Below are 13,454 nucleotides of genomic sequence, written 5' to 3' on the forward strand. Positions count from 1 at the left end.
TCGCTCGCCGGGGCGTGGGCGCCCCGGCCCCCTCCTCTTCCTCCTCCTGTTCCCCCCACATCCTCTCCGTCTCTCCTCGCCCCCCCCCCCCCCCCCCCCCCCCCCCCCCCACTACAGTGGTCCGGTTTTCTGCCTGGCATGGCCCGGTATTGCGCTGCAAACATACGCGGCAGTAGGGATTGCGCCAGAACCGGTGCTGCAACTTGGTCGCAGTGGTGAGCTAGACTGTGGGCCCTGTCGTGGCCGTAAGGCCGCCCTGAACGGAATTGTCATCCCGCATGAGTTGGCTCAGCAAGTTGATGCCGTCCGGCATCCGTACCGACAACACGCCCTCCAAAAAACGCAGCGTCCCCGAGGGGCTGTGGGAAAAATGCAGTAGCTGCGGCGCGGCCCTGTACCGCCCGGAGCTGGAAGAAAACCTTGAGGTCTGCCCGAAGTGTGGGCACCACATGGCCATCCGCGCGCGCGCGCGCCTGGCCTCGTTGTTTGATGCTGACAGCACCAGCGAGATCGCCGCCCGTCTCGGGCCGACCGACGTGCTCAAGTTCAAGGACCAGAAGAAGTACGTCGAGCGCATCAAGGCCAGCCAGAAGAACACCGGCGAGTACGACGCGCTGGTCGCCATGCGCGGCCTGCTGAAGGGGCGTCCGTTGGTGGCATCTTCGTTCGACTTCGCCTTCATGGGCGGTTCGATGGGGTCGGTGGTCGGTGAGCGTTTCGCGCTGGCGGCGGAAACCGCGCTGGAGATCGGCTCGCCGTATGTGTGCTTCTCCGCTTCTGGCGGTGCACGCATGCAGGAAGGCCTGTTCTCGCTGATGCAGATGGCCAAGACCTCGGCCGCGCTGGCCAAGCTGCGTGAAGCCGGTCTGCCCTATATTTCGGTGCTGACCCATCCCACCACGGGTGGTGTGTCGGCCTCGTTCGCGATGCTGGGCGATATCAATATCGCTGAGCCGCAGGCGCTGATCGGCTTTGCCGGCCCGCGCGTGATCGAGCAGACCGTGCGTGAAAAGCTGCCGGAAGGTTTTCAGCGCTCGGAGTTCCTGCTCGAGCACGGTGCCATCGACCAGATCTGTGACCGCCGCGAAATGCGCGATCGTCTGGCCGACCTGCTGGCCATGCTGGGGCGTCAGCCGCAGCACGAGGAAGCGGCTGCCTGATGGGCGCGCGCAAGTACTTTGGTACCGACGGCATCCGTGGCCGGGTCGGCAAGGGCGTTATTTCCGCTGATTTCGTGCTGCGCGTCGGCAATGCATTGGGCCGCGTGCTGGTTGCACGCAGTGGCGGCCAGCAGCCGACCGTGGTTATCGGCAAGGACACTCGCATCTCCGGCTATATGTTCGAGTCGGCGCTGGAAGCGGGTCTGGTGGCTGCAGGTGCCAATGTGCAGCTGATTGGGCCGATGCCGACCCCGGCGGTGGCATTCCTTGCGCACACCTTGGGTGCCGATGCCGGCATCGTCATCAGTGCCTCGCACAACCCGCACTACGACAACGGCATCAAGTTCTTCTCGGCCGAAGGCGAGAAGCTCGATGACGCCACCGAACTGGCGCTGGAAGCCGCGATGGATCAGCCGTTCTCGACGGTGGAATCCGAGCAGCTGGGCAAGGCGGTCCGTGCACGTGATGCAGTGGGTCGTTACATCGAGTTCTGCAAGGCCAGTGTGCCGCGCAATTTCTATCTGCGCGGGCTCAAGGTCGTGCTCGATTGCGCCCATGGCGCCACCTATCACGTCGCGCCGCTACTGTTCCGCGAGCTGGGGGCGGACGTGACTGCGATCGGTGCCGAGCCGAACGGCATCAATATCAATGATGGCGTTGGCTCGATGCACATCGACAGCCTGGCGCGCAAGGTGACCGAGGTTGGTGCCGATATCGGCATTGCCTTCGATGGCGATGGCGATCGCGTGCTGATGGTCGATCACACCGGTGCGGCCGTGGATGGTGATGGCTTGCTGTACGTGCTGGCCAAGGCGTGGCAGGCCAATGGCCGGCTGCGTGGGCCGGTAGTCGGCACGTTGATGACCAACTACGGGATGGAGCAGGCGCTGGAGCGTCTGGGTATTCCGTTCGTCCGCGCCAATGTCGGCGACCGTTATGTACACAAGGCGCTGGTCGAGGGCAATGGCGTACTGGGCGGCGAAGCCTCCGGCCATATCCTGTGCCTGGATCGTGCCACCACCGGTGATGCGATTGTCAGCGCGTTGCAGGTGCTGGAAGTGCTCGGCGGTGCCGGTGTGAATCTGCGGCAGGCCCTGCAGGGGCTGGTGATGGTGCCGCAGAAGACGATCAATGTGCGCTTGGAAACGGGTGCGCGCGAAGTCGTTGCCAGTGCCCCGGTGCAGGCTGCGCTTGCGGCCGCTCAGGCAGCGGTGGCCGGGCGGGGCAGGGCATTCCTGCGGCCGTCGGGTACCGAGCCGGTGGTGCGGGTCACGGTCGAGGCCGATGAGGCTGGGCTGATGACCGCCACCCTTGAGGCGCTGGCCGGCGCGGTTCGTTCGGCTGCCGCACAGGTTTGAGCTGGATCATAGTGGTGTTGCCGGGACGTCGGTTTCAATAGCCGGCGTCCCGTTCCCTTCTTTGGAGTTTTGTATGAGTTCCCGTATTCCCACCCTCGATATCACCCGTTTCGATACTGACCGTGACGCCTTCGTGGCCGAACTTGGCGCGGCGTATCGTGAGTGGGGTTTCGCGGGTATTCGCAATCACGGCATTCCGCAGGCGGACATTGACGCCGCATATGACGTGTTCAAGGCGTTCTTCGCCCTGCCGGAAGATGTGAAGAAGCAGTACCACATCGCCGGCAGCGGTGGCGCGCGCGGTTATACCCAGTTCGGTGTGGAAACCGCCAAGGGTTCGGCGCACTTCGATCTGAAGGAGTTCTGGCATATCGGCCGCGAGATCGCCGACGATTCCAAGTACCGCGAGGTGATGCAGCCGAACCTGTGGCCGAGCGAAGTCCCCGGTTTCAAGGAGCACGGGTACGGCCTGTACCAGAAGCTCGACCAGCTGGGTTCGCGGGTACTGTCGGCGCTGGCCCTGCATATCGGTCTGCCGGAGAACTACTTCGCCGACAAGACCAATAACGGCAACTCGATCCTGCGCCCCATCCATTACCCGCCGATCACCACCGATGACATCCCCAATGTGCGCGCTGGCGCGCATGGCGATATCAACTTCATCACCTTGCTGGTCGGTGCCAGTGCGGCCGGCCTGGAAGTGCAGTCGCATGAGGGCGAGTGGGTTCCGTTCACCTCGGACGCCGACACCATCGTGGTCAATATCGGCGACATGCTGCAGCGTCTGACCAATCACGTGTACCCGTCCACCATCCATCGCGTGGTCAATCCCCCGGGTGAGTTGGCACGCAAGCCGCGTTATTCGGTGCCGTTCTTCCTGCACCCGAACCCGGATTTCCTGATCGACGTGCTGCCTTCCTGCATCACTGCGGAGAATCCGAGCCGCTATCCGGAGGCGATCACCGCCCACGGCTTCCTTGAGCAGCGCCTGCGCGAGATCAAGCTGAAGTAAGCCGGCGCTGGCTCCAGCAGCTGTCGCATCGACGCCGCCGCGGCCTTGGCCCGGCGGCGTTTTTGCATCTTGTCTTCCGTTGTCTGCAGTTTGTCCTGTGGATGTCCGCATATCGGCTATCCTTTGCCGATACTTTTTACCGGGGAGTTATGCCTGAATGCGCCAAAAAATCGTTGCTGGTAACTGGAAGCTGCATGGCAGTCGTCAATTCGCCACCGATCTGGTCGGGCAGGTGGCTGCTGGCCTGCCGCTGGCTGGTGTGAGCCTGGTGATCCTGCCGCCGCTGCCTTATCTGGGCGATCTGGTCGAGGATTTCGAGGGTACGGAGCTGCTGTTCGGCTCGCAGGATGTGAGCAGCAACGAAAAGGGCGCCTATACCGGCGAGGTTTCGGCCAGCATGCTGGTGGACGTTGGTGCCACTCATGGCCTGGTCGGCCACTCCGAGCGCCGCCAATACCACAACGAGAGCAGCGAGCTGGTGGCGCGCAAGTTCGTTGCCGCGATCAATGCAGGCCTGATTCCAGTCTTATGTGTTGGTGAGACGCTGGAGCAGCGCGAGGCTGCGCAGACCGAGGCGGTGATTGCCTCGCAGCTGGCACCGGTGTTGGATCTGGCCGGGGTCCAGGCCTTCGCCAAGGCAGTGGTGGCATATGAGCCGATCTGGGCAATTGGCACCGGCCGTACCGCCTCGCCAGAGCAGGCGCAGGCCGTGCATGCGTTCATTCGTGGCGTAGTCGCCGAGCGCGATGCTAGAATTGCCGATTCGTTGTCGATCCTTTATGGCGGCAGCGTCAAGCCCGACAACGCAGCAGAGCTGTTTTCACAGCCTGACGTCGATGGCGGGCTGGTAGGTGGCGCTTCGCTGGTGGCGGCTGATTTTCTGGCCATCGCGAGGGCGGCTGCCAGTCGCTAACGGGTAATTGTCCGGGACGGATTTCAAAAATGCTGATGTTGATCCTCAATGTGGTCTATGTGCTGGTGGCGCTCGCGATGATCGCGCTGATCCTGATGCAGCGTGGCTCTGGTGCTGCCGCTGGTTCGGGTTTTGGTGCCGGTGCGTCGGGTACGGTGTTCGGCGCGCGTGGCGCGTCCAACTTCCTGTCCAAGAGCACCAAATGGCTGGCCGTGGTGTTTTTCGGCATCAGCTTGTTCATGGCGTGGTACGCCAGCCACGGTTCGCGTCCGGCGGACCAGGGTGTGGGCCTGATGAGTGCGGTTGAAACGGCGGCTCCGGCCGCTGCGCCAGCGGCTCCGGCAGGTGAGTTGCAGGCCGTTCCGGCAGTTCCGGCTGCCGCGACGGTGGGTGAAGTGCCGCAGGCAACGGCTCCGGCGGAAAATATTCCTGCCAAGAGCGAAGAAAAGCCCGCTGAACCCGCACAGAAAGACTGAAGACGGTTACAATACGCGGCGCACTGCGAAGCAGCTGCGCTGACGTAAGCCCAGGTGGCGGAATTGGTAGACGCACTACCTTGAGGTGGTAGCGACTTAGGTCGTAGGGGTTCGAGTCCCCTCTTGGGCACCATTGTTTTATGCGGGTACACGGGTTGCAGCAGCTTCCCGTCGTGGCAAGTCCCGTTCATCCCCCATGCCTTGGCACCTGCAGGTGTCCCGGGCAGAGGCAAGAGAGAATCGCTGTGCTGGCCGAATATTTGCCGTCTCTGCTGTTTCTGATCGTCGCCACCGGCATCGGCGTCACGCTGATGTTGATCGGTCGGTTCCTCGCTCCGCGTTCGCCGGACACCGAGAAACTCTCCGCCTACGAGTGTGGCTTCGAGGCGTTCGAAAACGCGCGCATGAAGTTCGACGTGCGTTATTACTTGATCGCCATCCAGTTCATCGTCTTTGACCTGGAAATCATCTTTATTGTGCCCTGGACCCAGGTGTTCATGGAGCTCGGCGCGCGTTCGCTGGTCACCATGGGCCTGTTCGTGGGCATGCTGTTCCTCGGCTTTATCTACGTGTGGAAGAAGGGAGCGCTGGAATGGGAGTGATCCAAACTCTCGACGGCCTGATGAACAACCCCGTTCCGGAAGGGCGGGTTGATGACATTCTGCGGCCTGAAGGCGATAACCCCCTGCTCGAGAAGGGCTATGTGACCACCAGCGTTGATGCGCTGTTGAACTGGGCACGTACCGGCTCGATGTGGCCCATGACCTTCGGTCTGGCCTGCTGCGCGGTGGAGATGATGCACGCCGGTGCGGCGCGTCTGGACCTTGACCGTTATGGCGTGGTGTTCCGTCCCTCGCCGCGACAGTCCGACGTGATGATCGTGGCCGGTACCCTGGTCAACAAGATGGCCCCGGCGCTGCGCAAGGTCTACGACCAGATGCCGGACCCGAAGTGGGTCATCTCGATGGGTAGCTGCGCCAACGGCGGCGGTTATTACCATTATTCCTATGCAGTGGTGCGCGGTTGCGATCGTGTGGTGCCGGTGGACGTCTACGTCCCGGGCTGCCCGCCGACGGCCGAGGCGCTGGTGTACGGCATTTTGCAGCTGCAGAAGAAGATCTGGCGTACCCAGACCATCGCACGCTGACCCCCTTTCAAATCAAGAGCACGCCAGCCCCCATGGCCCAGCAAGCACCTTCTCTCATCGATAAACTTCGCGCCCGTTTTGCCGGTGCGCAGGTTGTGGTGGTCGAACCGCGCGGCGAAGTAACGCTGGAAGTGGCTGTTGCCGATTGGCACGCAACCGCTCTGGCGCTGCGTGATGAATTCGGCTTCGAGCACGCCACCGACCTGTGCGGCGTCGACTACCTCGGCTATGGCAGCGACGAGTGGGATACCTCGGACGTTTCCTCGCACGGCTTCAGCCGTGGCGTGGAAGGCAATGGCGCGGGTCGTTTCGCCTGGGGTGAATTCCCCAGCCACGAAACCGCTGACGGCGCCCAGCCGGACGCAATGCCCAAGCAGCGCTTCGCTGTGGTCTGCCAGCTGCGCTCCTACCAGCACAACCAGCTGCTGCGCATCCGTTGCTACGCCCCCAGCGAATCGCTGCCGGTGGTGGCTTCGCTGACCGACATCCATCCGGGCCTGAACTGGTTCGAGCGCGAAGCGTTCGATCTGTACGGCGTGATCTTCGAAGGACACCCGGACCTGCGTCGCATCCTGACCGACTACGGTTTCGTGGGCCATCCGTTCCGCAAGGATTTCCCGCTGATCGGCAACGTCGAAGTGCGTTACGACGAAGAAAAGAAGCGTGTGGTCTACGAGCCGGTGACTTCGGTCGAGCCGCGCGTAGGCGTGCCGCGTGTTATCCGCGACGATGCCCGCTTCCAGACTGCTGAAGGCGAGCGCGCGCAGACGGAGGCAAGCAAGTGAGTGCGGACGTAAAGAAGGAATTCCACCAGGCCTCGCAGGCCTTTGCGAGCAATCCTGCTGAAGCCAAGCAGGAGATTCGCAACTACACCATGAACTTCGGCCCGCAGCATCCGGCCGCGCATGGTGTGCTGCGCCTGATCCTGGAAATGGACGGCGAAACCATCATGCGCGCCGATCCGCATATCGGTCTGCTGCACCGCGCGACCGAGAAGCTGGCCGAGTCCAAGCCGTTCAACCAGTCGATCGGTTACATGGATCGCCTGGATTACTGCTCGATGATGTGCAACGAGCACGCTTATGTCCGCGCCATCGAAACCCTGGTGGGTATCGAAGTGCCGGAGCGTGCGCAGTACATCCGCACCATGTTCGACGAAGTCACCCGCGTCCTGAACCACTTGATGTGGCTGGGCTCCAACGCGCTCGATCTGGGCGCGATGGCGGTGATGCTGTATGCCTTCCGTGAGCGCGAAGAGCTGATGGACTGCTACGAAGCAGTCTCCGGCGCGCGCATGCACGCGGCCTACTACCGTCCGGGCGGCGTGTACCGCGACCTGCCGGACACGATGCCGAAGTACAAGGAATCGCGGTGGCACAAGGGCAATGCGCTGAAGCGTCTGAACGCTTCGCGCGAGGGCTCGCTGCTCGACTTCCTGGAGAACTTCACCAATGAGTTCCCGGGTCGCGTTGACGAATACGAAACCCTGCTGACCGATAACCGTATCTGGAAACAGCGTACCGTTGGCATCGGCGTGATCACCCCTGAGCATGCAATGGCTTGGGGCATGACTGGCGTGATGCTGCGTGGTTCGGGTATTGCCTGGGATCTGCGCAAGAAGCAGCCGTATGCCAAGTACGACGCGGTCGATTTCGACCTGCCGTTGGGCACCAAGGGTGACTGCTACGACCGTTACCTGGTGCGTATTGCCGAGATGCGCGAATCCAACCGCATCATCAAGCAATGCGTGGCTTGGCTTAAGGCCAACCCGGGCCCGGTGATGGTCAAGAACTTCAAGGTCGCCCCGCCGGCTCGCGCCGAGATGAAGGACGACATGGAAGCGCTGATCCATCACTTCAAGCTGTTCAGTGAAGGCTACTGCGTGCCGGCCGGCGAAACCTATGCGGCGGTTGAAGCGCCGAAGGGTGAGTTCGGTTGCTACCTGGTTTCCGACGGTGCCAACAAGCCGTTCCGCGCCCATCTGCGCGCGCCGGGCTTCGCTCACCTGTCCTCGATCGACTCGGTCGTGCGCGGCCACATGCTGGCCGACGTGGTGGCAATGATCGGCACCTACGACCTCGTATTCGGTGAGGTTGACCGGTAATGCCGGCGGATCAGACATCGTCCGTTGCCTGCGCGGTCCTGCCGCCGCGGGCATCGGTTTTTCAGCTTTTGGTATTCGTTGAGGTCGGCCTATGAAGGCGACGGGTAATTTCGAGGCGGCGCGCAACGTCGACCCGATGGTGGTGTTGAGCGACAAAACGCGCGCTCACATCGATCACTGGCTGTCCAAGTTCCCGCCGGACCGCAAGCGTTCGGCGGTGCTGCAGGGCCTGCATGCCGCACAGGAGCAGAACCAGGGCTGGTTGAGCGACGAGCTGATCGCCGGCGTGGCCAAGTACCTGGACCTGCCGTTCGTGTGGGCGTACGAAGTTGCAACCTTCTACTCGATGTTCGAGACCGAGAAGGTTGGCCGCAACAACGTCGCCATCTGCACCAACGTCAGCTGCTGGCTCAATGGCGCCGACGACATCGTCCGCCATTGCGAGAAGAAGCTGGGCATCAAGCACGGTGAATCGACCGCTGACGGCCGCGTCTACCTCAAGAAAGAGGAAGAGTGCCTGGCTGGTTGCGCTGGCGCACCGATGATGGTCATCAACGGCCATTACCACGAGCGCCTGACGCTGGACCAGGTCGATGCGCTGCTGGACGGGCTGGAGTAAGGCATGGCACACCACGAATCCAAGGGCCCGGTCGGACCGGCGCCGCTTCCGCACAACGTGGTCTACACCACGCTGCATTACGACACCCCGTGGTCGTACGAAAGCTATCTGAAGACCGGTGGCTACGCCGCGCTGCGCAAGATCCTCGAAGAGAAGATCCCGCCGGCCGACGTCATCGAGATGGTCAAACAGTCCGGCCTGCGTGGCCGTGGCGGCGCAGGCTTCCCGACCGGCCTGAAGTGGTCCTTCATGCCCAAGGGTGATGTGCAGAAGTACATCCTCTGCAACTCGGATGAATCCGAGCCGGGCACCTGCAAGGACCGCGACATCCTGCGTTACAACCCGCATTCGGTCGTGGAAGGCATGGCGATCGCCTGCTACGCCACCGGCTCGACCGCGGCGTACAACTACCTGCGTGGTGAGTTCCACCACGAGCCGTTCGAGCACTTCGAGCAGGCCTTGGCCGATGCCTACAAGCACGGCTGGCTGGGCAAGAACGTGCTGGGCAGCGGTTGCGACATCGATATCTATGGCGCGCTTGGCGCCGGCGCTTACATCTGCGGCGAAGAAACCGCGCTGATGGAATCGCTGGAAGGCAAGAAGGGCCAGCCGCGTTACAAGCCGCCGTTCCCGGCCAATTTCGGCCTGTACGGCAAGCCGACCACGATCAACAACACCGAGACCTATGCCTCGGTGCCGGCGATCATCCGCAACGGCGCGGAGTGGTTCAAGAACCTGAGCCTGACCAATAACGGCGGCCCGAAGTGCTTCTCGGTCTCCGGTTGCGTGGCTGTTGGCGGCAACTTCGAAGTGCCGCTGGGCACCACCTTCGACGACCTGCTGGCGATGGCCGGTGGCCTGCGTCCGGGCCGCACCCTGAAGGGCGCAATCCCGGGCGGCGTGTCGATGCCGGTGCTGACCGCCGAGCAGCTCAAGGGTCTGCCGATGGACTACGACACCATCCGTGCACTGGGCTCCGGCCTGGGTTCGGGTGCCATCGTGGTGCTGGATGACAGCGTCTGCTGCGTCAAGTTCGCTTGCCGCATCAGCCAGTTCTTCCACAAGGAATCCTGTGGCCAGTGCACCCCGTGCCGTGAAGGTACCGGCTGGATGCACCGTGTGCTGGAGCGCATCGTCGCCGGCCAGGCCACGATGGAGGACCTGCATCAGCTGAAGACGGTTGCGGGCCAGATTGAAGGCCACACCATCTGTGCGTTCGGTGAGGCGGCAGCGTGGCCGATTCAAGGCTTCCTACGCCAGTTCTGGAACGAATTCGAGTACTACATCGTCAACGGTCATTCGATGGTTGACGGCAAGAAGGTGGAGACTGCTGCCGCATGAGCGCGCAACCGGTAAATCCCAACGTACCACCGGATCACGTGACCATCGATATCGATGGTCAGTCCCTGGTCGTACCCAAGGGTTCGATGATCATCCAGGCCGCCGACAAGGCTGGCATTCCGATTCCGCGCTTCTGCTACCACGAGAAGCTGCCGATCGCCGCAAACTGCCGCATGTGCCTGGTCGACGTTGAAAAGTCGCCCAAGCCGTCGCCGGCCTGCGCAACCCCGGTCATGGATGGCATGAAGATCCAGACCCGCAACGAGAAGGCGCTCAAGTACCAGCGTTCGGTGATGGAGTTCCTGCTCATCAACCATCCGCTGGACTGCCCGATCTGCGATCAGGGCGGCGAGTGCGAGCTGCAGGACGTGTCGCTGGGCTACGGCCGTTCGGTCAGCCGCTTCAACGAGCGCAAGCGCGTTGTGGTCGACGAGGACATGGGGCCGCTGGTCGCCACCGAGATGACCCGCTGCATCCAGTGCACCCGTTGCGTGCGCTTCACCGCTGAAGTCGCTGGCACCTACGAGCTGGGTGGCATGTCGCGTGGTGAGAATCTGCAGATCGGTACCTACGACGGCAAGCCGTTGACCACCGAGTTGTCCGGCAACGTCATCGACGTGTGCCCGGTCGGCGCGCTGACCAACAAGGTGTTCCAGTTCAAGGCACGCCCGTGGGAACTGACCGCTCGCGAGTCGCTGGGTTACCACGACGCGATGGGCTCGAATCTGTTCCTGCACACCCGTCGCGGCGAAGTGCTGCGCGCGGTGCCGCGTGACAACGAGCTGGTCAACGAGTGCTGGCTGTCCGATCGCGATCGTTATTCGCATCAGGGCCTGTATTCGGCCGACCGCGCGGTCAAGCCGCTGCAGAAGGTCAATGGTGAGTGGAAGGAAGTGAGCTGGGCCGAAGGTCTGGCTGCTGCCCGCGAAATCTTCGAAGCCAACCGTGGCGACGAGCTCGGCGTGCTGGTGCACCCGGCGACGTCGAACGAGGAGGGCGCATTGCTGGCCCGCCTGGCCGCTGGCCTGGGTTCGAACAACATCGACCACCGCATCAACAACCGCGACTTCTCCGACGCCCCGGTTGCTGAAGCCTTCGGCATGTCGCTGGCCGACATCGAGCACGCTGATCAGATCGTTGTGCTGGGTAGCAATATCCGCCACGAACTGCCGCTGCTGCACGCCCGTCTGCGCAAGGCGCAGACCACCAACGGCGCCAAGATCCATTCGATCAACCCGGTCGATTTCGACTTTGCGTTCAAGCTGGCTGGCAAGCACATCGTTGCTCCGTCGCGCTTCGTTGAAGCACTGGGCAACGCGCAGCTGGTCGACGCGGTGAAGGGCGGCAACAACACCGTCATCATCGTCGGCGCGATTGCTGAAAATCACCCGCAGGCCGCTGCCATCCGTGCCGCTGCCAGCGCGTTTGCCGCTGCTACCGGCGCCAAGCTGTGCCGCATCCCGCAGGGTGCCAACGCAGTCGGCCTGGCCCGCGCTGGCGTGCTGCCGGCCGGCAAGGACGTCAAAGCAATGCTGGCGCAGCCGCGCAAGGCCTATGCCATCTACGGCATCGAGCCGGGCCTGGACTTCGCCGATACCGCCGCTGCCCGCAAGGCACTGGCCGGTGCCAAGGTTGTGGCCTTCAGCCACTTTGCCTGCACCTCGACCCGCGATGTGGCCGACGTGATCCTGCCGATCGGCGCGCTGCCGGAAATCGACGGCACGCTGACCAATCTGGACGGCCGCGAGCAGAACGCCCGCGCCGGTGGCAAGTTGCAAGGCGAGGCCCGCGAGGGCTGGCGCGTGCTGCGCGCCCTGGGCGGTGACATGCAGTTGGCCGGTTTCGGTTTCACCGATCTGGCAGGTCTGCGTGCTGGCCTGCAGCCGGTCTCGGTCAAGGTTGCCGCTTCGGCGCAGCCGCAGCTGGCAGGCGAGGGCTTTGAAGTGGCTTCGACTCCGGCGATCTACCGTACTGATGCCGTCGTGCGTCGTGCGCAGGCGCTGCAGTCGCATCCGCTCAACAACGATCCGCGCATCGTGCTCAATGCCGATGACGCCGCGCGTCTGCAGCTGAGCGAAGGCCAGATGGCCAAGGTCGGTACCGACGCTGGTCGCGCCACGCTGTCGGTTGTGGTCGACGCGCGCGTCGGCGCCGGTACGGTGTGGATTGAATCGGGCCACGGTGCAACCGCGCCGCTGGGTGCCGCTCGGGTAACGGTGGTGGCTGCATGAACGAGTTGCTGTTAAACGCGATCGACCCCTTGTTCCAGTGGTTCATGTCACTGGGTGACATCGGTATCGTGCTGTGGACGGTGATCAAGATCCTCTTGATCGCCATGCCGGTGATCATTTCGGTCGCCTTCTACGTGTTGTGGGAGCGCAAGCTGATCGGCTGGATGCACGTCCGCCACGGGCCGATGTATGTCGGTCTTGGTGGCTTGCTGCAGGCTTTCGCCGACGTCACCAAGCTGCTGTTCAAGGAAATCATTGCTCCGGCCAGCGCACACAAGGCGATGTACATCATCGCGCCGCTGATCGTGCTGGCACCGTCGTTCGCGGCGTGGGCGGTGGTTCCGTTCGACTACAAGCTGGTGCTGTCCAACGCCAACGTTGGTCTGCTGTACCTGCTGGCGATGACCTCGCTGGGCGTGTACGGCGTGATCCTCGCCGGTTGGGCCTCCAACTCCAAGTACGCCTTCCTCGGTGCGATGCGTTCGGCCGCACAGGTGGTCAGCTACGAAATCGCGATGGGCTTCGCCCTGGTTGGCGTGATGATCGCTGCCGGCAGCTTGAACCTGACCGACATCGTGCTGGCGCAGAAGGGTAACTCGGGTCTGTTCGACTGGTTCCTGCTGCCGCTGTTCCCGTTGTTCGTCGTGTATTGGGTGTCCGGCGTTGCCGAAACCAACCGCGCGCCGTTCGACGTGGTGGAAGGTGAGTCGGAAATCGTTGCCGGTCACATGGTTGAGTACTCCGGTGGTGCGTTCGCACTGTTCTTCCTGGCCGAGTACGCCAACATGATCCTGGTCAGCTTCCTGATCTCGATCTTCTTCCTCGGTGGCTGGCTGAGCCCGCTCCAGGGTTGGATCACGGCCGACATCTCGCCGTGGATCAACTGGATCTGGACCGGCGGTTGGCCGTGGCTGCTGCTCAAGGTGCTGTTCTTCGCCAGTGCGTATATCTGGTTCCGTGCCAGCTTCCCGCGCTTCCGTTATGACCAGATCATGCGTCTGGGCTGGAAGGTGTTCATCCCGTTGACCATTTTCTGGATCGCGGTGACGGCACTGATGGTGTTCTACGGCGTGATCCAGAAGGGCGTTTGATT

General features: G+C 62.8%; 13 protein-coding genes and 1 tRNA gene. All 14 read left to right on the forward strand.

The features are described from left to right. The first annotated feature begins 278 nt into the window (after window positions 1-278). The 14 genes from accD (at window position 279) to nuoH (ending at window position 13,452) form a co-directional block, all read left to right on the forward strand. Complete coding sequence (accD, locus tag ACVOLZ_RS04525) at window positions 279-1,160, forward strand: acetyl-CoA carboxylase, carboxyltransferase subunit beta (RefSeq protein ID WP_481508930.1); 882 nt, start codon at window positions 279-281, stop codon at window positions 1,158-1,160. Continuing rightward, entirely contained in the window at window positions 1,160-2,518 is a 1,359-nt protein-coding gene (glmM, locus tag ACVOLZ_RS04530) for a phosphoglucosamine mutase (RefSeq protein WP_481515236.1), read from the forward strand. The genes accD and glmM overlap by 1 nt, the downstream gene beginning before the upstream one ends. 73 nt (window positions 2,519-2,591) lie before the next feature. Continuing rightward, complete coding sequence (locus tag ACVOLZ_RS04535) at window positions 2,592-3,530, forward strand: isopenicillin N synthase family dioxygenase (protein ID WP_481515237.1); 939 nt, start codon at window positions 2,592-2,594, stop codon at window positions 3,528-3,530. A 157-nt stretch (window positions 3,531-3,687) separates the two neighbouring features. Further along, window positions 3,688-4,443 carry a triose-phosphate isomerase gene (gene tpiA, locus ACVOLZ_RS04540; RefSeq protein ID WP_481515238.1) on the forward strand — a complete coding sequence of 252 codons (756 nt, stop codon included), beginning with the start codon at window positions 3,688-3,690 and terminating at the stop codon, window positions 4,441-4,443. Between the two features lie 29 nt (window positions 4,444-4,472). Continuing rightward, window positions 4,473-4,919, forward strand: a complete 447-nt coding sequence (gene secG, locus ACVOLZ_RS04545; RefSeq protein WP_481515239.1) for a preprotein translocase subunit SecG — start codon at window positions 4,473-4,475, stop codon at window positions 4,917-4,919. 48 nt (window positions 4,920-4,967) lie between these two features. Continuing rightward, a tRNA-Leu gene (locus ACVOLZ_RS04550) sits at window positions 4,968-5,052 on the forward strand. A gap of 112 nt (window positions 5,053-5,164) precedes the next feature. After that, on the forward strand, window positions 5,165-5,521 hold the full coding sequence (locus ACVOLZ_RS04555) for an NADH-quinone oxidoreductase subunit A (RefSeq protein ID WP_057626704.1): 357 nt from the start codon (window positions 5,165-5,167) through the stop codon (window positions 5,519-5,521). After that, on the forward strand, window positions 5,512-6,066 hold the full coding sequence (locus ACVOLZ_RS04560; protein ID WP_017354657.1) for a NuoB/complex I 20 kDa subunit family protein: 555 nt from the start codon (window positions 5,512-5,514) through the stop codon (window positions 6,064-6,066). Before ACVOLZ_RS04555 ends, ACVOLZ_RS04560 begins: the two co-directional genes overlap by 10 nt. 32 nt (window positions 6,067-6,098) lie before the next feature. After that, the gene (locus tag ACVOLZ_RS04565) at window positions 6,099-6,851 is read left to right on the forward strand and encodes an NADH-quinone oxidoreductase subunit C (RefSeq protein ID WP_481515240.1); all 753 of its coding nucleotides are present in this window, start codon (window positions 6,099-6,101) and stop codon (window positions 6,849-6,851) included. Between the two features lie 89 nt (window positions 6,852-6,940). Further along, complete coding sequence (locus ACVOLZ_RS04570; RefSeq protein WP_346498010.1) at window positions 6,941-8,170, forward strand: NADH-quinone oxidoreductase subunit D; 1,230 nt, start codon at window positions 6,941-6,943, stop codon at window positions 8,168-8,170. A gap of 91 nt (window positions 8,171-8,261) precedes the next feature. Further along, the gene (gene nuoE, locus ACVOLZ_RS04575) at window positions 8,262-8,789 is read left to right on the forward strand and encodes an NADH-quinone oxidoreductase subunit NuoE (protein WP_282268404.1); all 528 of its coding nucleotides are present in this window, start codon (window positions 8,262-8,264) and stop codon (window positions 8,787-8,789) included. A 3-nt stretch (window positions 8,790-8,792) separates the two neighbouring features. Continuing rightward, the gene (gene nuoF, locus ACVOLZ_RS04580) at window positions 8,793-10,130 is read left to right on the forward strand and encodes an NADH-quinone oxidoreductase subunit NuoF (protein ID WP_481515241.1); all 1,338 of its coding nucleotides are present in this window, start codon (window positions 8,793-8,795) and stop codon (window positions 10,128-10,130) included. Then, window positions 10,127-12,361 carry an NADH-quinone oxidoreductase subunit NuoG gene (gene nuoG / locus ACVOLZ_RS04585; protein ID WP_481515242.1) on the forward strand — a complete coding sequence of 745 codons (2,235 nt, stop codon included), beginning with the start codon at window positions 10,127-10,129 and terminating at the stop codon, window positions 12,359-12,361. The genes nuoF and nuoG overlap by 4 nt, the downstream gene beginning before the upstream one ends. Continuing rightward, window positions 12,358-13,452 carry an NADH-quinone oxidoreductase subunit NuoH gene (gene nuoH, locus ACVOLZ_RS04590; protein ID WP_282268407.1) on the forward strand — a complete coding sequence of 365 codons (1,095 nt, stop codon included), beginning with the start codon at window positions 12,358-12,360 and terminating at the stop codon, window positions 13,450-13,452. The genes nuoG and nuoH overlap by 4 nt, the downstream gene beginning before the upstream one ends. Window positions 13,453-13,454 lie beyond the last annotated feature (2 nt).

The organism is Stenotrophomonas sp. STEN020 (genome assembly GCF_056760195.1).

Bases quoted from the DNA above. Each gene is read 5' to 3' on its own strand.
- accD (WP_481508930.1), top strand. From the start codon at position 279: ATGAGTTGGCTCAGCAAGTTGATGCCGTCCGGCATCCGTACCGACAAC.
- glmM (WP_481515236.1), top strand. From the start codon at position 1,160: ATGGGCGCGCGCAAGTACTTTGGTACCGACGGCATCCGTGGCCGGGTC.
- ACVOLZ_RS04535 (WP_481515237.1), top strand. From the start codon at position 2,592: ATGAGTTCCCGTATTCCCACCCTCGATATCACCCGTTTCGATACTGAC.
- tpiA (WP_481515238.1), top strand. From the start codon at position 3,688: ATGCGCCAAAAAATCGTTGCTGGTAACTGGAAGCTGCATGGCAGTCGT.
- secG (WP_481515239.1), top strand. From the start codon at position 4,473: ATGCTGATGTTGATCCTCAATGTGGTCTATGTGCTGGTGGCGCTCGCG.
- ACVOLZ_RS04560 (WP_017354657.1), top strand. From the start codon at position 5,512: ATGGGAGTGATCCAAACTCTCGACGGCCTGATGAACAACCCCGTTCCG.
- ACVOLZ_RS04565 (WP_481515240.1), top strand. From the start codon at position 6,099: ATGGCCCAGCAAGCACCTTCTCTCATCGATAAACTTCGCGCCCGTTTT.
- ACVOLZ_RS04570 (WP_346498010.1), top strand. From the start codon at position 6,941: ATGAACTTCGGCCCGCAGCATCCGGCCGCGCATGGTGTGCTGCGCCTG.
- nuoE (WP_282268404.1), top strand. From the start codon at position 8,262: ATGAAGGCGACGGGTAATTTCGAGGCGGCGCGCAACGTCGACCCGATG.
- nuoF (WP_481515241.1), top strand. From the start codon at position 8,793: ATGGCACACCACGAATCCAAGGGCCCGGTCGGACCGGCGCCGCTTCCG.
- nuoG (WP_481515242.1), top strand. From the start codon at position 10,127: ATGAGCGCGCAACCGGTAAATCCCAACGTACCACCGGATCACGTGACC.
- nuoH (WP_282268407.1), top strand. From the start codon at position 12,358: ATGAACGAGTTGCTGTTAAACGCGATCGACCCCTTGTTCCAGTGGTTC.